The sequence below is a fragment of the Luteibacter flocculans genome (assembly GCF_023612255.1).
Classification (GTDB): Bacteria; Pseudomonadota; Gammaproteobacteria; order Xanthomonadales; family Rhodanobacteraceae; genus Luteibacter; species Luteibacter flocculans.
In genome coordinates this window covers 3346694-3369653 of sequence record NZ_CP063231.1, presented here as the reverse complement: position 1 = coordinate 3369653, position 22960 = coordinate 3346694, and the positions used below count along the sequence as shown (strand labels likewise).

General features: G+C 62.7%; 21 protein-coding genes. 13 read left to right on the top strand and 8 right to left on the bottom strand.

The window, feature by feature from the left end:
- Nucleotides 1-11: 11 nt before the first annotated feature.
- Together IM816_RS14660 and IM816_RS14655 are read left to right on the top strand one after the other, a co-directional pair.
- Nucleotides 12-455, top strand: a complete 444-nt coding sequence (locus IM816_RS14660) for an energy transducer TonB (RefSeq protein ID WP_250338643.1) — start codon at nucleotides 12-14, stop codon at nucleotides 453-455.
- Between the two features lie 108 nt (nucleotides 456-563).
- Nucleotides 564-1586: a class I fructose-bisphosphate aldolase gene (locus IM816_RS14655; protein WP_250338642.1), complete on the top strand. Its 1023-nt coding sequence runs from the start codon at nucleotides 564-566 to the stop codon at nucleotides 1584-1586.
- 174 nt (nucleotides 1587-1760) lie between these two features.
- On the opposite strand, the gene IM816_RS14650 is transcribed toward IM816_RS14655, so the two are convergent.
- On the bottom strand, nucleotides 1761-2345 hold the full coding sequence (locus IM816_RS14650; protein WP_250338641.1) for a porin family protein: 585 nt from the start codon (nucleotides 2343-2345) through the stop codon (nucleotides 1761-1763).
- Nucleotides 2346-2550: 205 nt separating this feature from the next.
- Nucleotides 2551-3279, bottom strand: coding sequence for an outer membrane protein (locus tag IM816_RS14645; RefSeq protein WP_072321925.1), 729 nt, complete (start codon nucleotides 3277-3279; stop codon nucleotides 2551-2553).
- Between the two features lie 224 nt (nucleotides 3280-3503).
- Between IM816_RS14645 and tkt the strand changes: the two genes are divergently transcribed.
- Nucleotides 3504-5516 carry a transketolase gene (gene tkt / locus IM816_RS14640; RefSeq protein WP_250338640.1) on the top strand — a complete coding sequence of 671 codons (2013 nt, stop codon included), beginning with the start codon at nucleotides 3504-3506 and terminating at the stop codon, nucleotides 5514-5516.
- A 41-nt stretch (nucleotides 5517-5557) separates the two neighbouring features.
- Here tkt and IM816_RS14635 read toward each other — a convergent pair whose 3' ends face one another.
- A complete protein-coding gene (locus IM816_RS14635) occupies nucleotides 5558-6412 on the bottom strand; it encodes a hypothetical protein (protein WP_250338639.1) in 855 nt (284 codons plus the stop codon).
- Nucleotides 6413-6618: 206 nt separating this feature from the next.
- Here IM816_RS14635 and IM816_RS14630 point away from each other — a divergent pair, with 206 nt between their 5' ends.
- Nucleotides 6619-8670 (top strand): acyltransferase family protein, encoded by a 2052-nt coding sequence (locus tag IM816_RS14630; RefSeq protein ID WP_250338638.1) that lies wholly within the window; start codon nucleotides 6619-6621, stop codon nucleotides 8668-8670.
- Between the two features lie 2 nt (nucleotides 8671-8672).
- Here the strand turns inward: IM816_RS14630 and IM816_RS14625 are convergent, their stop codons facing one another.
- From IM816_RS14625 to IM816_RS14615, 3 genes are all read right to left on the bottom strand, one after another.
- Nucleotides 8673-9023, bottom strand: a complete 351-nt coding sequence (locus IM816_RS14625; RefSeq protein WP_250338637.1) for a hypothetical protein — start codon at nucleotides 9021-9023, stop codon at nucleotides 8673-8675.
- Between the two features lie 112 nt (nucleotides 9024-9135).
- On the bottom strand, nucleotides 9136-9786 hold the full coding sequence (locus IM816_RS14620; RefSeq protein ID WP_250338636.1) for an HAD hydrolase-like protein: 651 nt from the start codon (nucleotides 9784-9786) through the stop codon (nucleotides 9136-9138).
- Complete coding sequence (locus IM816_RS14615; protein WP_250338635.1) at nucleotides 9786-10967, bottom strand: phosphoglycerate kinase; 1182 nt, start codon at nucleotides 10965-10967, stop codon at nucleotides 9786-9788. Before IM816_RS14615 ends, IM816_RS14620 begins: the two co-directional genes overlap by 1 nt.
- Before the next feature lie 150 nt (nucleotides 10968-11117).
- On the opposite strand from IM816_RS14615, the gene maiA reads away from it, so the two are divergent.
- Nucleotides 11118-11774, top strand: a complete 657-nt coding sequence (gene maiA, locus IM816_RS14610; RefSeq protein ID WP_345779951.1) for a maleylacetoacetate isomerase — start codon at nucleotides 11118-11120, stop codon at nucleotides 11772-11774.
- 177 nt (nucleotides 11775-11951) lie between these two features.
- Here maiA and IM816_RS14605 read toward each other — a convergent pair whose 3' ends face one another.
- Nucleotides 11952-13061 (bottom strand): PilT/PilU family type 4a pilus ATPase, encoded by a 1110-nt coding sequence (locus IM816_RS14605; protein WP_250338633.1) that lies wholly within the window; start codon nucleotides 13059-13061, stop codon nucleotides 11952-11954.
- A gap of 94 nt (nucleotides 13062-13155) precedes the next feature.
- Here IM816_RS14605 and IM816_RS14600 point away from each other — a divergent pair, with 94 nt between their 5' ends.
- From IM816_RS14600 to IM816_RS18725, 6 genes are all read left to right on the top strand, one after another.
- Entirely contained in the window at nucleotides 13156-13683 is a 528-nt protein-coding gene (locus IM816_RS14600) for a DUF4398 domain-containing protein (RefSeq protein ID WP_083527348.1), read from the top strand.
- A 59-nt stretch (nucleotides 13684-13742) separates the two neighbouring features.
- Nucleotides 13743-14339 (top strand): DUF4398 domain-containing protein, encoded by a 597-nt coding sequence (locus tag IM816_RS14595; protein WP_345779950.1) that lies wholly within the window; start codon nucleotides 13743-13745, stop codon nucleotides 14337-14339.
- A 264-nt stretch (nucleotides 14340-14603) separates the two neighbouring features.
- Nucleotides 14604-14936 carry an HP1242/YdcH family protein gene (locus IM816_RS14590; protein WP_343124045.1) on the top strand — a complete coding sequence of 111 codons (333 nt, stop codon included), beginning with the start codon at nucleotides 14604-14606 and terminating at the stop codon, nucleotides 14934-14936.
- Between the two features lie 203 nt (nucleotides 14937-15139).
- A complete protein-coding gene (locus IM816_RS14585; protein WP_072321915.1) occupies nucleotides 15140-16510 on the top strand; it encodes a pyridoxal-phosphate dependent enzyme in 1371 nt (456 codons plus the stop codon).
- A 17-nt stretch (nucleotides 16511-16527) separates the two neighbouring features.
- Complete coding sequence (glmS, locus tag IM816_RS14580) at nucleotides 16528-18357, top strand: glutamine--fructose-6-phosphate transaminase (isomerizing) (RefSeq protein WP_250338631.1); 1830 nt, start codon at nucleotides 16528-16530, stop codon at nucleotides 18355-18357.
- Nucleotides 18354-18851 (top strand): acyltransferase, encoded by a 498-nt coding sequence (locus IM816_RS18725; RefSeq protein ID WP_425602584.1) that lies wholly within the window; start codon nucleotides 18354-18356, stop codon nucleotides 18849-18851. The genes glmS and IM816_RS18725 overlap by 4 nt, the downstream gene beginning before the upstream one ends.
- On the opposite strand, the gene IM816_RS14565 is transcribed toward IM816_RS18725, so the two are convergent.
- Nucleotides 18836-19819: a glycosyltransferase family 2 protein gene (locus IM816_RS14565; protein ID WP_250338630.1), complete on the bottom strand. Its 984-nt coding sequence runs from the start codon at nucleotides 19817-19819 to the stop codon at nucleotides 18836-18838. The two genes, IM816_RS18725 and IM816_RS14565, sit on opposite strands and share 16 nt — an antisense overlap.
- A 158-nt stretch (nucleotides 19820-19977) precedes the next feature.
- Here IM816_RS14565 and IM816_RS14560 point away from each other — a divergent pair, with 158 nt between their 5' ends.
- Together IM816_RS14560 and IM816_RS14555 are read left to right on the top strand one after the other, a co-directional pair.
- Nucleotides 19978-21606: a glycosyltransferase family 39 protein gene (locus IM816_RS14560; protein ID WP_250338629.1), complete on the top strand. Its 1629-nt coding sequence runs from the start codon at nucleotides 19978-19980 to the stop codon at nucleotides 21604-21606.
- On the top strand, nucleotides 21603-22946 hold the full coding sequence (locus tag IM816_RS14555) for a phosphohexomutase domain-containing protein (RefSeq protein WP_250338628.1): 1344 nt from the start codon (nucleotides 21603-21605) through the stop codon (nucleotides 22944-22946). The genes IM816_RS14560 and IM816_RS14555 overlap by 4 nt, the downstream gene beginning before the upstream one ends.
- The last annotated feature ends 14 nt before the right edge of the window (nucleotides 22947-22960 follow it).

Sequence of the window (22960 nt, the reverse complement as noted above, 5' to 3'; positions counted from 1 at the left end):
AGAGGGGCGTCATGATTCGCATCAGCTTCCGTACCGGCGCTATGGCCGCCGTCCTCCTCCTCGCCGCCGGCACCGCGGCAGCGCAGACCACCCGCCGCGTCGCGCCCGACCGGCTCCCGAACTACTGGACCCTGACCAACACCTCGGTCAACGCCGACGTGCCCAACACGGGCAAGAACCTCAACCAGCCCGGTTGCGTCGCGGTCACCTATCTCATCGGTTCCAACGGCTTGCCGCAGAACGTGGTGGCTGCCAAGACAGTGCCCGAGGGCGATCTCGCCCAGGTCGGCGTCAGCGCGGTGAAGGACTTCCGTTACGCGCCGTCCGGTGTGAATCGCACCGGGGAACCGGTGTCCACGTATTACGTGGTGGGCTTCAACCTGCCTGAAGACCCCGCCCGCAAGGCCGCGATCATGAAGCAGTGCGAACTGCCCGGATACACGCAGCCCAACTGATCGCGGCGCACAACGGCTTCGGCGGACGGGTCACCTATACTCCGCCGGCTTTTTGTACTTGCCCCGCACGATCCTTGGGGCCAAACCTTTTACTTTCACGGAGTTGTCATGAGCATCGAAAACCTCGAAGAGATCGCACAGGCGATGGTGGCCACGGGCAAGGGCATCATCGCGGTCGACGAGTCGACCGGCACGATCAAGAAGCGGTTCGACGCCGCCGGTGTGGAAAATACCGAGGAAAACCGCCGTGCTTATCGCGAACTGCTGCTGACCGCCCCCAATCTGGGCGAGCACATCTCCGGCGCCATCCTGTTCGACGAGACCATTCGCCAGAAGACCAAGGACGGCGTGCCGATGGTCGAGGCCATGAAGAAGGCCGGCATCATTGCGGGCATCAAGGTCGACAAGGGTCCGGTCCCGCTGGCCGGCTTTCCGGGTGACGTGGTCACGGAAGGCCTCGACGGCCTGCGTGATCGCCTCAAGGAATACGCTCAGCTCGGTGCGCAGTTCGCGAAGTGGCGCGCGGTGATCAACATCACCGACGATAACCCCAGCTCCACCGCCATCGAAGCCAACATGCACGCGCTGGCGCGTTATGCCGCGCTGTGCCAGGAAGCGGGTCTTGTGCCGATGGTCGAGCCGGAAATCCTGATGGACGGCCCGGACAGCAAGCACGACATCGACGTCAGCTACGAAGTGCACGAGGCCGTGCTGCGCAGCCTGTTCAACGCACTCTATGAGCAGAACGTCATGCTGGAAGGCACGATCCTCAAGGTGAGCATGGTGATCCCGGGCAAGCACGCGCCCAAGGATGCCCAGGCCACGCCGGAAGAGGTCGCCGAAGCCACCGTTCGCGTGCTGAAGAGCTGCGTGCCGGCAACGCTGCCGGGCATCGTGTTCCTCTCCGGCGGTCAGAGCGACACGCAGGCCACCGAGCACCTCAACCTCATCAATCAGATGGGCCCGCACCCGTGGCCGGTCAGCTTCTCCTACGGCCGTGCGCTCGTGGCCGAAGCGCTCAACATCTGGTCGAAGGACAAGGAAAAGAACTGGGCAGAAGCCCAGAAGGCCGTGTACTCCCGCGCCCAGGAAAATGGCGCTGCCGCGCTGGGCCAGTGGAAGAAGCGCTGAGCATCGCGCTGTGATCGCGCTGTAGTAGGAGCCGCTACAGCGGCGAGGCCAGCTTGCCTCGCCGCTGGTGGTTCCATCTACACATAAAAAACGGCGAGGTCTATGCCTCGCCGCTTCACTGCTATGTGGGCTTCTCGCCGCTATAGCGGCTCCCACATCTTTGTGTGCCGTCGATCAGAAGCGATATTCCGCCGAGATCGAGGTCATGTTGGTCGACAGGTCCAGGCCGTCCTTCTTCGCATCGTAGTGGTCGTAGTTGATGCCGAGGCTCCAGTTGTTGCTGAAGTCGTAGCCCACGCCCGCACCGGCGTACCAGCTCGTCTTGTCGATGTCGCGACGCGTGATGTCGTCGTTGCTCGTGCCATGACCCTTCCAGCCATAGATACCGGCTCGCGCGCTGATGTACCACTGCGGGTCGATGTTGAAGTGGCCGTTCAAGCCAGCCGTCCAGCCGTGCAGTTCCGACTTGCGGCGGTCGACGACGCGGTCGCCGTTGAAGAAGTTTTTCGCGTTGATGTTGCCAAGGTCGTTGTAGCCGGCTTCGACGCCGAGCGCCGCCCACGGGCTCACGGCCCAGCGGTAGCCGCCGTTCAAGGCGTAACCCGTGTCGTGGCCGTCGTAACGGCCCTTGTCGACCGAGGTACGGCCGACGTTGCCGTTGACAAACCAACCGCCGGCACCGTTCGCGTCCTGCGCGAAAGCGGGCGCCGCAGCCATGCCGGCCGCAACGAGGGCGAGGGCAATAAGGGTCTTCTTCATGGTGGATCTCTCCTGCTTGTTCTTGTTCGGCGCGGGGCCATGGGGGACGCCGCCAGCGCTGACGCGCGGCCGGGGTGCCGAGCGTCTCCCTTAGATTGGGCGCGTCCGCAGGGATTCAATACCGATGAGTTCAGTATTAAGAAACGATTAAGCCACGGCGGGGGTGGCGCCGTGGCTTAATCGTTGAAGGTTGTAAAGTTTTGAATTAGAAGCGGTATTCGCCAGCGAGCGAGACGATGCCCGTGGAGCGCTTCAGGCCGCGCGACACCTCGCCGGTGGCGTTGTTGCGCACCTTGCCCGCGTCGGCATGGAAGTAGTCGTAGCTCACGCCCACGCCGAAGTGCTCGTTGACGTCCCAACCGGTACCCAGGCCGGCGTACCAGCTACCGCGATCGGCACGGCCGCCGCTGGAGAAGCCGAGGTCCTGACCGACGCTGTTGTTGTAGTTCTGGTTGTTGTCGTTGGCGCGGAAGTAGCCGCCGTGCGCGCTGATGTACCACTGCGGCACGAGGTTGATCTTGCCGTTGACGCCGACCATCCAGCCGCGCAGCGCATTGCGCGTCGACTTCTGGTTCACGTCCTGATCCGACTCGAAGGCGTTCTTCACGCGATAGTTGCCGAGATCGGCATAGCCCGCCTCGACGCCGAGGCCGAGATCCGGACCGACCTTCCAGCGATAACCGCCAAGCAGACCGTAACCGGTGCGACGGCCCTTTTCGCCGTGGAGGAAGTTGAATCCGCTGGTGTTGCTGCCGAAACCGCCGGTGTCGCTACCGTTGGTACGACCCACGTTGGCGCCGATGAACCAGTTGCCGCTGCCGACCGACTGGCTGGGCTGGTAATTGCCGGAGACGGCGGTGTTGTCCTGTGCAAAGGCCGGAATGGCCGCAAACGAGACGCAAGAAACCGCAAGGGCAAGAGCTGCCTTTTTCATGGGGATGTTCCTCTTCTTTTCGGGGCGGCCACCGCCCGTGTGGGGAGGGGGAAGGACGATGACCGTGGTCGATTAGAACCGCCCTTACCTGAAGAAATTCAAAAAACGGTGTTGAAAGATTAAGGGCTGGTTAACTTCCACGACACAGCGTGAACGTCCACGACAGCCGGGCAGCAATGCGCGACAATCGGGGTTTTTCCGAGCCTGCTAACTGGAGAATGCCGATGACGACACGCCGCGAACGCGCAAACGCGATCCGCGCCCTGGCCATGGATGGTGTGGAAGCCGCCAAGTCCGGCCACCCCGGCATGCCCATGGGCATGGCCGATATCGCCGAGGTTCTGTGGGGGGATTTCCTGCACCACAATCCGACCAACCCGCACTGGCCCAATCGCGACCGCTTCATTCTGTCGAACGGTCACGGTTCGATGCTCCAGTACGCGCTTCTGCACCTGACCGGCTACGACCTCGGCATCGAGGATCTCAAGCACTTCCGCCAGCTGGGTTATCGCACCGCCGGTCATCCGGAATACCACCACACGCCTGGCGTCGAGACGACCACCGGCCCGCTGGGCCAGGGCCTCGCCAACGCCGTCGGCTTCGCGCTGGCCGAGAAGGTCCTGGCTGCGCGCTTCAATCGCCCTGGCCACGACATCGTCGATCACCACACCTTTGTGTTCGTGGGTGACGGTTGCCTCATGGAAGGCATCTCGCACGAGGCCTGCTCGCTCGCCGGCACGTTGAAGCTCGGCAAGCTCGTGGCGATCTACGACGACAACGGCATCTCGATCGACGGCGAAGTCCACGACTGGTTTACCGACGACACGCCGGCACGTTTTCGCGCCTACGGTTGGAACGTGGTGCTGGGCGACGACGGCAAGCCGGTCGACGGTCATGACGCGGAAGCCATCAAGAAGGCGATCACGGCAGCTACCTCGCAGAGCGAGAAGCCCACGCTGGTCATCTGCAAGACGGTGATCGGTTTCGGTGCGCCCAACAAGGAAGGCAAGGAGTCGTCGCACGGTGCGCCGCTGGGTCCGGACGAAGTCAAGGCCGCGCGCGAGAAGCTCGGCTGGAAGTACGGCCCGTTCGAGATTCCCGAAGAGATCTACGCATCGTGGAGCGCGAAGGAAACGGGCGCAAAGCTCGAAGGCGCCTGGAACGAGCAGTTCGCTGCCTATGCCAAGGCGTTCCCGGAACTCGCCGACGAATTCAAGCGTCGCACGTCCGGCGAACTGCCTGCGAACTGGAAGGAAGGCGCCGAAGCCTATGTGCGCAAGATGCAGGCCGAAGGCCCGGTCGTCGCGTCGCGTAAGGCGTCGCAGATGGCTCTTGATGCCTTCGGCCCGCTGCTGCCGGAACTCATCGGTGGTTCGGCTGACCTTGCTCCGTCCAACCTCACCATCTGGAAGGGCTCGAAGAACGTCGCCACGGCGGGCGCGGAAGGCAACTACATTCACTACGGCGTGCGCGAGTTCGGCATGAGCGCGATCTCGAACGGCCTGGCGCTGCACGGCGGCTTCATTCCGTACGACGCCACGTTCCTCACCTTCTCGGATTACGCGCGCAACGCCGTGCGCATGTCCGCGCTGATTCCTGCCCATGCGATTCACGTCTACACGCATGATTCGATCGGCCTGGGTGAAGATGGCCCGACGCATCAGCCGGTGGAGCACCTGGGTTCGCTGCGCCTCATCCCGAACAACCGCGTGTGGCGTCCCGCCGACGCCGTGGAATCGGCGGTGTCGTGGAAGAAGGCGATCGAGCGCGCAGGCAATCCGTCGTGCCTGATCTTTTCGCGCCAGAACCTCAAGCACAATCCGCGTACGGAACAGCAGGTCGCCGACATCGAGAAGGGCGGCTACGTGCTCTGGGAAGCTGCCGACACGTTCAAGGCGATCATCATCGCGACGGGCTCGGAAGTGGGCATGGCGGTCGAAGCGGCACAGGCGCTCAATGACCAGGGCATTCCGGTCCGCGTCGTGTCGATGCCTTGCACGGAAGAATTCGACGCACAGCCGGTCGAATATCGCGAAGGTGTGCTGCCGTCCTGGTGCCGCGCTCGCGTGGCTGTGGAAGCCGCCAGCGTGGACTTCTGGTTCAAGTACATCGGCCTCGATGGCAAGGCCATCGGCATGAGCACCTATGGTGCTTCGGCCCCGATCGACAAGCTCTACGAACACTTCGGCATCACCACCACGGCGGTGGTGGACGCGGTGAAGAGCGTGATCAAGTAAGTGATGTGATGAGGCCCCCGAAGGGGGCCTCGTTTTTTGCGTTACTTCCAGCCGCGCCGAATGCTGTTCGTCCCGCACTTTATCGGGTCGCCGACACAGTGGGGGATCTTCGGCCGTTCACGGAGGGGAATGTGGTCATGTGCTGCGGTCCAGACCGGCACCGCTCGGTAGGCAACAAGGTTGCCATCAGGGAAAAGGGCAACGTAGCCAAGCGTGAATTCGAGCGCCGTACCGGGCGACGGGACAGGTTTATATCGTGCTGGTGCTTGAAAGCGCGTGATGCCACCGTCGGAAATGTATAAACCATAGGCGACGCTTGCTTGCGTGGCCCGTGGCGTATGGGAACTCCAGATAGGTTGACCAAACCGTGATACCACCAGGTTGCCGTCCGTCTGGAACGTCACTGAATGTGGTCCACCGGTACTGTGCATCTGCCCGGGTTGGAAAACGAACTGATAAGGGAAGATCAGAGGATTGCCCTGGGCCAGACGCGGGTTGCCCGTTCTTGTCTGCCACCAGTCCTGCACGGTCAGTACCATCGCTTGCCCGTACTCGCTGACGCTGAACATGTGCCAGGCGCCGCGTGTTCCCGTGGACCACACGGGGTGGTTGTTGCTGTCGTAGAGGACGAAATTGCCGTCCGTCTGCATCGTTGCCCTGACCACGCCGCGGCCATGGGTATAGGTTGCCCATATGACGTGCCCGTCATCGCGATAGACGATGAAATTTCCATCCGTCTGGAGCGTGGCGAAATAACGTCCGGTATCTGAGTACAGCTTCTGTCCGGGGCTCATTGACTCACCGGTGCGTAGCGTTGCTGCCTCAGCGGCGCCGGTATCCAGCAGGCCGAACACCAGGAAAATGACGGCCCATGCGGCTCGCTTGTCCAAGTTCAATGCGTTCTCCTCGTTTCAGGACTTCGGATGAAGTCATGGCAACTTACGAAGCATTCGCGGAACTACGAATAGGTCTTTGCAGTGGGCAAGATGCGCGACGGCCGCTTACGCGGGTAGGTCGTTACGACACCATGCAACGCGATGCATCGCGCTTCGTCGCTGAGCACGTAGCTGCTACGCTTCCCTAATCCAAGGAGCTTTACGTCATGACGACGCCATCATCGCCAGTCGCGTATTTCCCACACGTCGACGTTCTTCGAGCACTAGCGGTCTTAGCAGTGCTCACATATCACCTCGATGCTCGCGCGCTGCCGGGTGGATTTGCTGGCGTAGACGTCTTCTTTGTTATCTCCGGATTCGTGGTCTGTCATTCCGTGCTCGCCCGGGCGAGTGGCTCTTTCAAGGCGCTTGCCGTGGCGTTCGTTGCCCGGCGCCTTCGGCGTATTGCACCGCCGCTGTTCGTGTGCCTCACGGTGGTCTCCTTAGCCTCGGCGTTATGGATTCCGCCGTCCTGGTTGAGCGACGACATTCCCCGCACGGGCCGATACGCCTTCTTCGGCGTTGGCAACGTCCTGCTGGCGAAGGGCGATAACGGCTATTTCTCACCGCGGGCGGAATTCAATCCGTTTACACACACGTGGTCCCTGGGCGTGGAGGAGCAGTTCTATCTGCTCTTTCCGCTCTTGTTGTGGCTCTGGCTTCTCGGTGGCCGTGCACGCGTTCTTTGTCTCGCACTTCTCGTGGCCACGTCCGCTGCATCGTTTGCCTTCGCTCTATCGATGCATGCAAAGGGTCGGCCGGAAGGTTATTACCTTCTAGCCACCCGCTTCTGGGAGCTTGGGGTAGGCGTCTTCTTGTCGTTGGCGCTGAGGCATGAGGCCGACGTCAGCACGGTCGGTAGGTTCTCTGGCGTCACCGTGAGGTGGGGTGGCTCGGCCGTCGCATTCGCTCTACTTGTCTGGACGTTTACATGGTCGGGGTCGACTGAGTCAGCGTTTCATGCTTCTGTGATCTCTGCTATTGCCACCGCCATACTTATTGCCGCTTTCCATCAGCGAGCGCCTTCTGCGACTGATACGCTCCCCGTGCTCGTTCGCCCCCTGATCTATCTCGGACGAATGTCCTACTCGCTATATTTATGGCACTGGCCCGTGTTTGTCTTGTTTAGATGGACGGTCGGCTTGTCTGGGATCGGAGCATGCGTTGGCGCCGTGGGATTGTCGTTCGCCCTGGCCTGGTTGTCGTTCCGGTGGGTGGAACGACCGTTCCGCGCGGGGTCGTTTGCAAACGAGCGAGGAGTGCATGCGATCGCTGCGACGTTTGTCATGGCGCTCACAGGAGCGACGTTGGTTCGTGGAATGGAGCTTTATCGGGCGAGCTTTTCATTCAGCACCGTTTCCCGTCATCAGGATGACTGGTACCCGTCAAAGAGGCAGCGGTTGGTGAATGATCGTGGATGCACAGTGGCGCCCGAATACTTGGGCGGCGACGCAGGAAAGCACATCGTTTATCGCGCCAGTTGTGAGGGCGTAGCGCGCGGTCCTCGTGTCTTTGCCGCCGGTGACTCTCATGCGCGCGCTTACGGTCCGGCCTTCGCCGCCTATGCGCTGCATACCGGTGCGGAGGTCGTGGTATATACCCATGCAGGATGTCCCCTAGTGAGCCTGCAGCCATGGCGCGAAGCCGCGGAGACCTGCCGAGCACAGTCTAATGCCTCGCTATCCAGCCTCGAGGCAGGCTTAGGACGAGGCGATGTGGTGTTTCTTCCGTCGTTGCGCCTTCCCAGATTCGTAGACCAATGGGCAACGCTGCCCATGGCAGACGGCCAGGTTGCCTCTGACCGAACTGCTGACGAGACCAGGGATGAGGCTCGCGCAGTCATCAGGCGCATCCGATCGACCGGCGCAAAAGTGGTCCTCCCATTGCCGACGCCGATATTGAAAGCGCCGCCGTTCCGTTGCGTCGACTGGTGGACGCAGTCCAACGAAATATGCGCTGGTGGCATGGGGATCGATCGGGACGAATTTCTTGCACTGCGCGCGCCTGTCGTTCAGGCGTTGAAGGAGCTGGCAGAGGGCGACGACGGCGTCACCCTCTTCGATCCCGGGGAAGCGCTTTGTCCACCGGCAAAGGAATGCTCAGCTTTCTTGAACGGCCGCCCGTTGTTCTTCGACGGTGACCACCTCAGTGCCTACGGCAACGAGGTGCTGATGCCTCATTTCACGGCGGCGATGAAGCGTGCGGTCGCGAGTGAGTGACGCTAACGGATGTGTCCCTGGATCCAGTTCGGATTTCTTTGCGGGTCGTTTGGGAAACGCGGAGGAATCCGCCCGACGTCCGCCGTGTCGTCGCGCCCACCACCGCTGATGATGCCGGTCGCTTGCAGCGTCATCAGTGCCGCCTCTGTGATCCATCGCGCGGCGGCACCAGGGCGCCGCACGCCATCGAAGCGAGGGCGGGTGCTGGGTTCGCTGTGACGCTGGGTCTCGTGCAGCTCGCGCGCCAGCGGCGGGGTCCAGGAGGAGGGCGTGTGGTCGGCCTTGGCCGACGGAGCGAGGGCCATGCCGAGGGCATAGCCGGCCAGGGCGAGGGCGACGTAGCGTAGACGCATCAGCGAGCTTCCGAGTAGTGAGCGCGACCCTGGACGGTAGTCGCGCTCATTTTCGGTAGGTATCGCCGGTGACCGAATGTCTCTGTCGGTCAATGCAGGCGCGGGACGCAGATCAGCCCGCCAATACCTCTGCAGCGAGCAAGGCGATTTCTTCCGGCGCCTGCACCAGCTTCCATGCACCCGAGGCTTCGAGTTCCTCGCGATCGCCGAAGCCCCAAAGCACACCGATGCCTCTCACGTCATTGGCGACGGCGCCTTCCATGTCGAAGCGGCGATCGCCGACCATGATCGTCTCTTCGGTGGGATGGCCGAAGTCGGCGAGGGCGGCGGCGATCATTTCGGCCTTCTCGCTATGGGCCGATGCCGGACCCGGCGCGTAGATCCGCTCGAAGGCCGCACCAAACGGAAGGTGGGCGAGGATCGGTTCGGCATGAGCGCGCACCTTGCTCGTCACCACCGCCAGCCGGTGTCCGGCATCGGCGAGCGTCGCGATCAGCTCGGGCACGCCGTCATAGACGGTGTGCTCGGACCAGCCCACCTCGCGGAAGCGCTGCGAGTACGCGGCGACCGCGGCTTCCACACGCTCGCTATCGCCGTCGAGCACCTGGCCGAAACTGACGCGCAGTGGTGGCCCGATCCACGAACGGAGCACCGCGTCGTCGGGTGCCTCCGCGCCGACGCTCGCCAGCGAGTGCCGAACGCCGGCAAGGATGCCAAGTTCCGAATCGATGAGCGTGCCATCGAGGTCGAAGAGGATGAGCATCAGACCGATTCCGCCCGCGCCTTGAGCGCTGCTACGGCCGGAAGCTCCTTGCCTTCGAGGAATTCCAGGAACGCGCCGCCGCCGGTGGAGATGTAGGAGACGCCGTCTTCGATGCCGTACTTGTCGACCGCGGCAAGGGTGTCGCCGCCGCCAGCGATCGAGAAGGCCTTCGACGCGGCGATGGCGCGGGCCAGCGTTTCCGTGCCCTTGCCGAAGGCATCGAATTCGAACACGCCGACCGGACCATTCCACACCACCGTACCGGCCTTTGCGATCAGGTCGGCATAGCGCTTTGCGGTATCGGGGCCAATGTCGAGGATCATTTCGTCGTCACCGACCTGGTCCACGGGTTTGACCGTGGCCTTGGCCGTGGCGGAGAACTCGGTCGCCACTACGACGTCGGTGGGCACGGGCACGTCGGCACCGCGCGAGGTCGCGTCGGCCATGATGCGCTTCGCCGTGTCCAGGAGATCGGCTTCGACGAGCGACTTGCCGACCTTGTGACCCGCTGCGAGGATGAACGTGTTGGCGATGCCGCCACCCACGATGAGCTGATCGACGCGGCCGACGAGGTTCTGCAGCAGTTCGAGTTTGGTGGAGACCTTGGAACCCGCGACGATCGCCAGCAGTGGGTGATCGGGATTCTCGAGTGCCTTGCCGAGCGCGTCCAATTCCTTCGCCAGCAGCGGACCGGCGGCCGCGATCGGAGCAAAGCGGATGACGCCATGGGTGGATGCCTGCGCACGATGAGCCGTGCCGAAGGCATCCATGACGAACACATCGCACAGCGCAGCGTACTGCTTGGCGAGCGCTTCGTCGTCTTTGCCTTCGCCGACGTTCATACGGCAGTTTTCGAGCACCACGACCTCGCCATCGGCGACGTCGACGCCACCGAGGTAATCGCGGACAAGCCGCACGTCCTTACCCAGCTTCTTGCCCAGCCATTCGGCCACCGGCTTGAGCGATGACGCCTCATCGAACTGGCCTTCCTTCGGTCGGCCGAGGTGAGACATCACCATCACCTTCGCGCCGGCGTCGCGTGCGGCGACGATGGTCGGCAGCGATGCGTCGAGGCGCTGGGTGGAGGTGATCTTTCCGTTTTCCACGGGGACGTTGAGGTCCTCGCGGATCAGCACGCGCTTGCCGCGCAGGTCGAGGTCTTGCATGCGGATGACGGACACGTTGGGCTCCAGCTCGTGGGATGGCGAATGAGCGATTGTCCTTGGGTCGGGTGGATCCGTGCAAATCGGCAGGTACGCCACGCGGCGGTGCGGCAAGGCTTGTAGCGTGCGTCCCGCTAGAATTCGCGGCGACTCGGAAGGAAGGTGAGCATGTCCCTCGTTCTCTACACCTACTGGCGCTCCAGCGCCGCGTACCGTGTGCGCATCGTGCTGAACCTGAAGGGGCTCGACTATGAAGCCCGGCCTGTGCACCTCGTCAACGAGGGTGGAGAGCACCTGAAGCCGGCCTATCGAGCGGTGTCACCGCAGGCACAGCTTCCGACTCTGCTCGACGGGGACCGCGTGGTGCGCCAGTCCATGGCGATCATGGAGTACCTGGACGAGACCCGGCCGACGCCGGCTCTGATGCCAGTCGACCCGGCGGGCAGGGCGAAGGTCCGGGAGCTGATGCAGGCCGTGGGCGCGGACATCCATCCCTTGGGCAACTTGCGCGTCTTGAAGGCAATCGAAACCGAGTTCGGGGCCGATCCGGCGGCCAAGGAAGCCTGGTCGCGGCGCTGGATCAAGCATGGCTTCGACGGGATCGAGCAAGTCATGAGCGACGGGACATCTGGCCGCTTCAGCTACGGCGACACGCCGACGCTGGCGGATGCCTGTCTGGTGCCACAGTTCTACAACGCCGTGCGTTGGGGCGTCGATCTGGCCCCGTATCCGACGATTCGGCGGGTGGTCGAGGCGTGCCAGACGCTGGATGCCTTTCGCAAGGCCGCACCCGAAGCCCAGCCCGACGCGCCGAAGAGCATGTAGACCCTGCCACACCACTGTGTGGGAGCCGCCATGGCGGCGAGGGAACTTGCCGGTGGGAGCCAGCCTGCTGGCGATGGGAGCTTGCCTCGCGGCTACACCGCTTCATTGGCTTTTCGCCACCAGGTTGGCTCCTACCTTTGCTTCGTGGGTTTCGCACCGGGGCCCCCGCACCGGCGATCAGACCCCGATGCCGTACGGATCGCTCGACGCGAACTCGTTACCCGAGGAACCCTCGGAAAGACGGATCTTGAGCGCCAGGCCATCGCGGGAGTCGGCCTTGTTGAGGCACTCGTCCAGCGTGATCAGGCCGTCCTTGTAGAGGCGATAGAGCGACTGGTCGAAGGTCTGCATGCCTTCCTGCAGGCTGCGGTCCATGGCGTCCTTCACCTCGTGGATCTGGCCGCGGCGGATCATGTCGCGGATCAGCGGCGTATTGAGCAGCACCTCGGTCGCCGGCATGCGGCGCCCGTCCTTGCCGATGACCAGGCGCTGGCTGATGACCGCGCGCAGGTTCAGGGCGAGGTTCATCAGCACGTTCTTGTGCGCCGACTCGGGGAAGAAGTTGAGGATGCGCTCCAGCGTCTGGTCGGCGTTGTTCGAGTGCAGGGTCGCCAGGCAGAGATGGCCGGTTTCCGAGAAGGAGATCGCCGCCTCCATGGTGTCCGTGTCGCGGATCTCGCCGATCATGATGACGTCCGGCGCCTCGCGCATCGCGTTCTTCAGCGCCTCGTGATAGCTGTGGGTATCCAGCCCCACCTCGCGCTGGTTCACGATGGACCGCTTATGCCGGTGCAGGTATTCGATCGGGTCCTCGATGGTGAGGATGTGACCCGAGCTGTTGCTGTTGCGGTGGTCGAGCATCGCCGCCAGGGTGGTGGACTTGCCCGAGCCGGTGGCGCCCACGACGAGAATCAGGCCGCGCGGCTCCATGATCAGGTCGCGGAAGATCGTCGGCAGCCGCAGTTCTTCCAGCGACGGGATCTCGCTCTTGATGGCGCGGATGACCATGCCGATCTCGCCGCGCTGCTTGAACACGTTGATGCGGAAGCGGCCCGCCTCCTTCACCGCCAGAGCCATGTTCAGTTCGAGGTCGCGCTCGAACTGCGGCACTTGACCCTCATCCATCAGGGAATAGGCGATTTTCTTGACCATGCCGCTGGGCAGGCCGGTATTTCCGAGCGGGTAAAGCTTGCCCTCCACCTTGATGTTCACCGGGGCACCGGTCGTCAGGAACATGTCCGACGCCCCCTTGTCCACCATCAGCTTGAGGAAATAACCGATATCCACCTAAACCCCCGGGCGTTCGCATTACAATCGAGAAGACGGTCTCACCTGACCTGTATATCGACAATATCTCGCAAATCTGTAAGAGGAACGAGTGATGGTGCACAACTTGCCGTCGAAAGCCCTTTCCCGGGGCCGCCGGCTCATCGGCCTGGCTACATTGGCCCTGGCTATTGCCACTCTCGCTGGCTGCGCCAGCGTGCCCCCGCCCGACGGCACCATGAACCAGGCCCTCGCCCAGCTACAGGCCGCGCGAGACGCCGGAGCGGCCGATTATGCGCCGGTCGATCTCGATTACGCCCAGAGCAAGTTCCGCCAGGCCCAGGCGGCCATGGCGAGCCGCAAGTACGAAGAGGCGGCCCTGCTCGCCGACGAGTCTCGGGCCGACAGCGAACTGGCGCGGGCGAAGGCCCGTCTTGGCGCTGCCCGTGCGCAGAACTCCGCCAAGAGCAAGGAAAACTCGCGCATGCGCGTGGAGATGATCGACAACCACGCCAACGACACGGTGCCCATTCCGAACAACGTGCAGGAATCGGAGACCGTGCTGCCCGAGCCCACCGACGCCACGCCACCGCCCGTCGGCGGTGAGACCCAGCCCTTGAACGACCACCAGGGAGGCCAGTGATGAAGCGCTACACCACCTTCCTTTCCGCGCTGGTGCTTGCCGTGGCCGCGAGTTCGGCCATGGCCGCCACCGACGATCTCGATGTCCGGCGCCTGAATTCGAGCCTCGACCAGCTCTCGTCCGACCCGACCTTGGGCGGCTACGCCCAGGCCGAGCAGGCCCGGGCCCGCGAAGCCATCAACCAGATGGCTCAGTTCAAGCCCAAGGACAAGCAACACGCGCACTACCTGTACATCGCCGAGCGCCGGGTGGACATCGCCAAGGCCATGGCGCAGTACCAGGACGCCCAGGCCAAAAGCGCCCAGCTTGACCGCGAGCACGACGCCATCCTGCTCGAGGCCAGCCGGCTCGATGCCGAGATGGCGCGCCGCCAGCTCGAACAGCAGCGCATGCAGAATCAGATGATCCAAGAGGAAGCCGCGCGTCTGCAGCAGCAGGGCCTTGAATACTCGCAGGCGCTGGATCAGGCCAAGGCCGAAGGCGAGAAGGCCCGTCAGGTTGCCGCCGCCCAGGCCAAGGTGGCCAATGCGGCGAAGAAGCAGGCCGCGCTGGCCGAGGCTGCCGCGCGGGCCATGCGCGACATGAACTCGACCGACGGCGGCGCGCCGGCATCCACCACCCCGGCGACGAAGAAGCCGAAGAAGGGCGGTAACTGAGCCCGAGCCCCTGCGGGCCACGCCGCCGCAGGGGAGGCCGCCAGCAAAGCTGCCGCCCCCGTGGGAGCCAGCCACAGAGCCGCGCAGGGCTATCCTGCGCGGCTTTTTCGTATTCGGAAGCTGCTTCGTAAATCGTTGCGGCAGCAACTGTTTTTTCGGCATGTGGCTCTTGCACCCCCCGATGCAGCGGAGTAGCTTCGGTCTCCCGTCACGGAAAAAACACGTGGCGGCCCTGCCGGAGCATGCGTACGTTCACCCAGGCACATGGCATCGCGTTCCATCCATCTCGTCGATGCGCGGATCGTGCCCGCATGGCTCCCCTCACGACCGGTCCGCGCCGCGGACCGATCCCACCGCGAGGAGATCGATATGTTCGAAAACCAGCAGCGTGACGACGTCGAAAAGTTCATCCATGCCGATGCCGAGATTCGTCGTCTCTACTTCCGTCACAAGGAACTCGATTCCAAGCTCGAAGACGCCGGCCGAGGATGCCTGGCGCTCGGCGACGAGGCCCTGACCCAGATGAAACGGGAAAAGCTGCAGGCGAAGGAACAACTCCAACGAATGTGGGAGACCTGGCAGAAGTCGCGACACTGACCTGGCCGGGTCATGCATAACCAAGACGGGCGCCGCGAGGCGCCCGTTTTTTTGGTCCCGAGGGGAACGTGGATCAGCCGATGTGGTCCATACACCGTTTTGGCTCGGCCGAGAAGCCGGCATCGATTCAGTGGCGCACCCTTTATCATGTCGTCCCACGGGCGCGGTCGAAGGGGCTGCGCCGGATCAACCATGGAGTCCCAATGAGTGTTCATGACAGCGTCCTCGAACTGATCGGCCGCACCCCGATGGTGCGCGCTCAGCGCCTGGATACGGGCTGTTGCGAACTGTTCTTGAAGCTGGAAAGCGCCAATCCGGGCGGTTCGGTCAAGGATCGTATCGGCCGTTCGATGATCGAAGGCGCCGAACGCGCCGGCAAGATCAAGCCAGGCGACACCCTGGTGGAAGGTACCGCCGGCAATACTGGCCTGGGTCTTGCGCTTGTAGCGCAGCAGAAGGGTTATCGGTTGGTGCTCGTCGTGCCGGACAAGATGAGTCGCGAAAAGATCTTCAACCTCAAGGCGATGGGCGCCGAGGTGGTGCTCACGCGGTCGGATGTCGCCAAGGGTCACCCGGAGTACTACCAGGACATGGCCGAGCGCATCGCGCGTGAAACGCCTGGAGCCTATTTCATCAACCAGTTCGGTAATCCGGACAATCCATTGGCGCACGTGCAGACCACCGGGCCCGAGATCCTCGAGCAGCTCGACGGCAAGGTCGATGCCATCGTCGTCGGCTGCGGTTCGTCCGGCACGATGAGCGGCCTTACGGCCTATCTGCGCGAGCACTCGCCGAACACGGAGATCGTCCTTGCCGATCCCGTGGGCTCGATCCTTGCCCAGTACATCAACGAGGGCACGCTCTCGGAGAAGTCGGGCAGTTGGATGGTGGAAGGCATCGGCGAGGATTTCCTCCCCTCGATCAGCGATTTCTCGATGGTGAAGAAGGCCTATGCGATCAGCGACAAGGAGAGTTTCCTTGCCGCTCGCGAACTCCTGTCGAAGGAGGGTGTGCTTGGCGGGTCGTCCACGGGTACGTTGCTCGCTGCGGCTTTGAAATTCTGCCGTGAGCAGACCGAGCCCAAGCGCGTCGTGACCCTCGTCTGCGATACGGGCAACAAGTACCTGTCGAAGATGTACAACGACTATTGGATGCTCGACAACGGCTTTCTCGAGCGCGAACAGTACGGCGACCTGCGCGACCTCATCCTGCGCCCGTACGCCCAGCGTGACACGGTGGTGATCAAGCCGCAGGACATGCTCATCACCGCCTACAACCGTATGAAGCTGTACGACGTGTCGCAGCTCCCGGTGATGGAAGACGATCGTATCGTCGGCATCCTCGACGAGTCCGATGTACTGCTGCACGTGCATGCCGATAGCGCGAAATTCCGCGATCCGGTGTCCACCGCCATGATGGCGTCGCCCGAGATGCTGCAGGTCACCGCGCCGATCGACGCCCTGCTGCCGGTCTTCGAGAAAGGCCATGTCGCCATCGTCGTCAACGGCGAGCAGTTCCTTGGATTGATCACCCGGATCGACCTGCTCAATTACCTGCGTCGCAAAGTCAATTAAGGAACAGGAAGAACGCCATGTGTGGAATCGTTGCCGCTGTTGCGCAGCGCGATATCGCGCCCATCCTCATCGCAGGCCTGAAAGCGCTGGAGTACCGCGGCTACGATTCGGCGGGCATGGCTATCGCCGATGGTGGCGAGATTCGCCGCGTGCGAGCGAAGGGCAAAGTCCGCGAGATGGAAGCGCTCTACGACGCCGATCCGGTGCCCGGCGGCACGGGTATCGCGCATACGCGGTGGGCGACCCACGGTGTGCCCAGCGAAAAGAACGCGCATCCGCATGTGCAGGGGCGCATTGCCATCGTGCATAACGGCATTATCGAAAACCACGCCACGCTGCGTGAGGCCTTGAAGGCCAAGGGACGCACCTTTCTCTCGGAGACCGACACCGAAGTCATGGGTGCGGTGATCGACGAGCATGTGCAGTCGGGTAAATCGCTGCGCCAGGCCGTCACCGCCGCGGTGCGAGAACTCGAAGGTGCTTACGCCATCGCCGTGATGAGCCTCGACGAACCGGAGCGCATCGTGGGTGCCCGGCGTGGTTGCCCCTTGCTGGTTGGCATCGGTATCGGCGAACACTTCCTGGGCTCGGATGCCCAGGCGCTGATCAAGGTCACCAACCGGATGATGTACCTGGAAGAAGACGACGTCGTGGAGATCACGCGCGACACCGTCCAGGTCTTCGGTTTGGACGGCACGCCTGTCGACCGTACCGCGCATGAAAGCGAGATCAGTGCAGATTCGGTAGAGCGGGGCGAGTATCGCCACTACATGCAGAAGGAAATCTTCGAGCAGCCGCGCGCCGTGGCCGATACGCTCGAAGGGCGCATCGGCCCGCATGGCGTGCTGCCGAATATCTTCGGCATCGATGCCGACCCGATCCTCGACAAGACGCGCGGCATTCACGTCGTCGCCTGCGGCACGAGCTATCACGCGGGCATGGTCGCCAAGTACTGGATCGAGCAGTTGGCGCGCATCCCCGTCGTGGTGGAAGTTGCCAGCGAGTACCGCTATCGCGATGTGGTGGTGCCGGAAGATACCTTGTTCGTTGCGGTTTCCCAGTCTGGTGAGACCGCCGATACGCTCGCCGCCATGCGCGAATCTCGCCGCCGTGGCTACCTCGCCACCTTCGCCATCTGTAACGTGCCCGAGTCGTCGGTGGTGCGCGAGTCGGATCTGCGCCTGATGACGCGCGCGGGCCCGGAAATCGGCGTGGCCTCGACCAAGGCCTTCACGACGCAGCTCACGGCGTTCGCGCTGCTGGCGCTGGACCTCGGACGTCGTCGTGGTTTGAACGAAGCGGATTACCTGCAGCACTGCAAGGAACTGCAGTCACTGCCGCGCTACATCGAAAACGCGTTGAAGACCGAACCCCAGATCCTGGCGATCGCCGATCACTTCATCGCGAAGCAGCACGCCTTGTTCCTAGGTCGAGGCGCGCAGTTCCCCGTGGCCCTCGAAGGCTCGTTGAAGCTCAAGGAAATCTCGTACATCCACGCCGAAGCCTACCCGGCAGGCGAGCTGAAGCATGGGCCGCTGGCGCTGGTGGACGAGAACATGCCCATCGTGGCCGTGGCACCGAACGGTCCGTTGCTCGACAAGCTGAAGTCGAACCTGCAGGAGGTGCGCGCGCGCGGTGGTGAACTCATCGTGTTTGCGGACGAGCGTGCGGAGATGGAAGACGGCACGGAGCACGTCGCCATGGTTCGCGTGGACGGCGGTGGCGACCTGATCGCCCCGGCAGTGTTCACCATCCCAATGCAACTGCTTGCCTATCACGTGGCGGTGCAGCGCGGCACGGACGTGGATCAACCGCGCAACCTGGCGAAGTCGGTTACGGTGGAATGACCGACGAGGCGCCCTACGTCCACCCCCTGGCCGATGTGCAGACCCTGCGCATCGGCCCCCGCACGCGGGTATGGCAGTTCGTGGTGATTCTCCCGGGAGCCACCATCGGCGAGGATTGCAACATCTGTTCGCACTGCTTCGTCGAAAACGACGTGATCGTGGGCGACCGCGTTACCGTGAAAAGCGGCGTGCAGTTGTGGGATGGGCTGCGGCTGGAAGACGACGTCTTCGTCGGGCCCAACGTTACGTTTACGAACGACCGGTTTCCGCGGTCACGCGATCATTCCGTGGCGTTCCAACAGACAGTCGTTCGTCGCGGTGCCTCGATTGGAGGTGGCGCGACGATTTTGCCCAGCGTGGAGATCGGCGAGCGAGCGATGGTGGGGGCGGGGGCAGTGGTGACGCGTAGCGTGCCTGCACGAGCCATCGTCGTCGGCAACCCGGCTCGTGTCATCGGTCAGGTAGAGGGTTCGAAGGCCTACGAGGCGGACTGAGTGGCTTGAGGTTTGCCGGTGTCGTGCCGCATGGGCCCCGCGATTCCCAGGTAGAACAACCGTTTCATCTCCCGGCGCCCCCGCGTCACCGCGTCCATGATCAGGCCGCAGACAATCGATATTGTCGCCACAAGCGCCAAGCCCGTCGAAAGCAGAGCCGTAGGCAGACGCGGCACTTCATGCGTGGCGAGATAGGTTGTGAGCAGTGGTATCGCGATGGCCACGCTTACGAGCATGGAAAACACGCCCACCAAACCGAAAAAATGCAGTGGACGTTCGGCGACGAACAACCGGAGAATCATGCGCAGGATGCGCAGGCCATCCTTGTATGTGGACAACTTGCTTTCCGAGCCTTCGGGCCGGGTCGTGTACGGCGTGTCCATCTCGCACCACGGCATACGTAGTTCGAGTGCATGCACGGTCAGTTCGGTTTCCGTTTCGAAACCTGCGGATAGGGCGGGGAAGGACTTGACGTAGCGGCGGGTAAAGACCCGATATCCCGACAACATGTCGGTGAACGTGCCGCCGAAGATTGCGGCGACGCAGCCCGTCAGCAAGCGGTTGCCCAGCCGATGGCCGCTCCGGTATGCGTGGACGCTCTCGTCCTTGCGTGCTCCAACCACCATATCGGCGCCTTCACCGAGCAGGCGTGCGATCATGGCCGGGGCGCTGGCGGCGTGATAGGTCGCGTCGCCATCGACCAGCACGTAGAGGTCGGCGTCGACATCGGCGAACATGCGACGTACGACGTTGCCTTTGCCGCGTAGACCTACCGTTCGCACGAGCGCACCGGCGGTTTCGGCGACCTCGGCGGTGCGATCTGTCGACGCGTTATCGAATACGTAGACGGTTGCCTGCGGAAGCGCGGCGCGAAAGTCACGCACGACTTGGGCGATCGCCAGCGCTTCATTGAAGCAAGGAATCAACACGGCGACCCGTGGATCCGGATGTGTGGCGTCTGTCGGCATGCGCTCCCTTCCCCTGATCGTTCCTGCGTCGCCCCAACTCCCCAGCGAACGGCGCACCATACGGCGATTGTATAATCTTGCGAGCCGGCACCGCCGCCGGGGGAAGCGACGGACGAGGGCATTCGGTGATCGATTGGAAGGATATATCGAAGGAGCGATTGGCCTGGACGTTGCCGGTCATCGTCTTCATCGCCCTCGTGCTGGTCCATTCCGACCTGCCGGGTATTTACATGGATGCGGCAAACCCGGACTTCCTTGCCGCGCAATGGCTGCACCGTGGACATAATCCCGGTGCAGGCATCCCCTCGAAGATCTTTCCTATCCTCGGCAGCTTCTATCATGGGCTGCAGAACGCCTACCTCGGTGTTCCGTTCTTCGCCATAGCCGGCTTCAGCGTGACGTCGCTGCGCCTGGAGCAGGCGGTCTTCGGCGTCATCCTCCTGATTGCGCTGTATCACCTGACCCGGCGTCTTACAGCGTCCATCCCCTTGGCCTTGCTCGCCAGCGTGGGGCTTGCGACAGAACTCGCGTTCACTGCCTCGTTCCGTACGCAGTTCTACATCGTGCTCGGCGGTGCGGCATGGCTGTTCGTCTCGCTGCTGCTTGCGCTGCCAGCGGAGCGTGAGTCCTGGATCGTCAAGCGACGGGTGTTCTGGTCGGGCGTGTTCTTCGGCCTTGCGAGTTACGGCTATTTCGTACTGGCGTTCTTTGCGCCGGCGATGGTGGTCCTCGTGGCGATGTGGGTGCCTCGGCGCCAATGGGGGCAGTGGATCGTGGGGGCGCTGGTGGGCGTCTCCCCGTTCGCACTGGGGTTCCTGTCGCTTCTGGCGAAGAAGCACGGGCTGGAGCCGACGCTCGAGTTCATTCGTGGGATGCTGGGGCAATTGAAGCCCTTCGACACCAGCGGAGCGTCGGGCAATCATCTCTACTACGCGTGGGATCTTGTACGCCTGGCTGCGAGCGATGCTGGCAACGAAGTGATGATCTTCGCCCAGCCGCTTCCCAGCGTCTGGAGTGCCTCGAAAGTCTGGTGGCTCGCCGGCGGTGCATTGGGTCTTTTGTCGTTCGGGGGGATTGAGAGGCTTCGGGGACGACCGGGTGTGCCATACGCCGTGCTGGCCTTTATGCCGGTGTCCTTCTTCGCCGTGGCCTCGCTGTTTGGTCCGAGGCTTTGGTCGCATCATTTCAGCGTCCTGGTGCCGTTTGTCTACTTGCTCCCGGTGCTGGTGCTCGCCCAGTGCTTGCGGTATGCCTTTACGCGCGTGGATGGGCGTGTCGAAAACGTTACGCTTGCCGTGGTGGCCCTGGTCGTACTCGGGGGAAATCTCTTCCAGCAGACAGGGTTCCATGAATCGCTGGTCAAGACGGGCGGCCGGGGGCGCAGCACCGAGGCGCTTACCCAGCTAGCTGTCGAGGCGCGATCGGTACCAGCGAACGTCGCGTACCTCTTTCCCGATTGGGGGTTCTTCACTTCGTTCTGCTTCTTGACCGAAAACCGCGTCCGGTACGGCGTTGATGCGGAAGCCCGGACCATGGAGCGCATGAAGCGGGACGGTGTCACCGAGATCCGCCTCGTTTACTGGAATGCGAGCGACGAGCAGCGCTTTCGTAGCACCCTGCAGGCCAGCGGATTGCGGGTGATTGAACACCGCACTTTCGCGGCGAGAGACGGTATTGCCGTGTTCCACTGGCTTCGTGGTGTTTTCGCCGTGAATGCGTCTCGCCTTGAGGATGCCAAGCCGTCCGTAGAGAATAAGCCGTTGAATCCGCCGGATGATCTTCCATGAAGTGTTTCAAAGCCTACGACATTCGTGGCCGTGTGCCAGACGAATTGAATGAGGATGTCGCGTATCGGCTCGGCAGGGCGTTCGCTCGCGCAGTAGGCGAGGGCGCCGTTGTTGTGGGGTACGACATTCGGCGCGACAGTCCGGCCTTCGCCGAGGCCGTCGCACGCGGCCTGTGTGACGAGGGTCGCGACGTTATCGACATCGGGCTCTGTGGTACCGAGGAGGTCTATTTTCAGACGTTCCATAGGAAGGTGGCCGGCGGTGTCATGGTTACAGCCAGTCATAATCCCATCGATTACAACGGCATGAAGCTGGTCCGCGAGGGTGCGCGCCCGATCAGCGGCGACACGGGCCTGCGAGATATCGAGCGGATGGTCGAAGAGAACGACTTCGGTCCCGTTGCCAGTCAGAAGGGCAGGGTGCTGAGCGAGCATGACAAGTCCGCTTACATCGAGCATCTCCTTGGCTATGTCGATGCGGCTTCGTTTCGCTCGCTGAAAATCGTCGTAAACGCAGGTAATGGCGGCGCCGGGAAGATCGTCGACCTGCTTGAGGCGCACCTCCCGTTGGAGTTCGTGCGCATCAATCATGAGCCCGATGGCAGCTTCCCTAACGGCATTCCCAATCCGTTGTTGCCCGAAAACCGTTCGGCTACGGCTGACGCCGTCCGACGTCACGGGGCCGACTTCGGTATTGCCTGGGATGGCGACTTCGATCGGTGCTTCCTCTTCGACGCGGAGGGTGAGTTCATCGAGGGCTATTACATCGTGGGCCTTCTGGCAGCACAGCTTCTCGAAAAACATCCTGGCTCCAAGATCATCCACGACCCGCGCCTTACGTGGAACACCATCGATATGGTGAAGCATGCTGGCGGCATTCCTATCGAGAGCAAGACCGGCCATGCCTTCATCAAGGAGCGCATGCGAGCGGAAGACGCCATTTATGGCGGCGAGATGAGCGCACACCATTACTTCCGCGAGTTCGCATACTGCGACTCCGGCATGATCCCCTGGTTGCTCATTGCCGAACGTCTGTCAAAGACGGGCATCAGCCTTGCCGACATGCTCGCGGAGCGCATGGCAGCATATCCGTGCAGTGGTGAAATCAATTTTGTCGTCGATGACGCAAAGGCTGCGGTGGCTAGGGTGCTGGCGTATTACCGCAATGATTCACCATCGCTCGATCATGTCGATGGCGTGAGCGCCGATTTTGGTACATGGCGCTTCAACCTACGCTCATCAAATACGGAACCGCTGCTGCGCCTAAACGTGGAAGCGCGCCATGATCGGTCGCTGATGCAGATGCGCACTGACGAGTTGTCACGGATCATCGCCGGCTGACGATGATCCGAAGA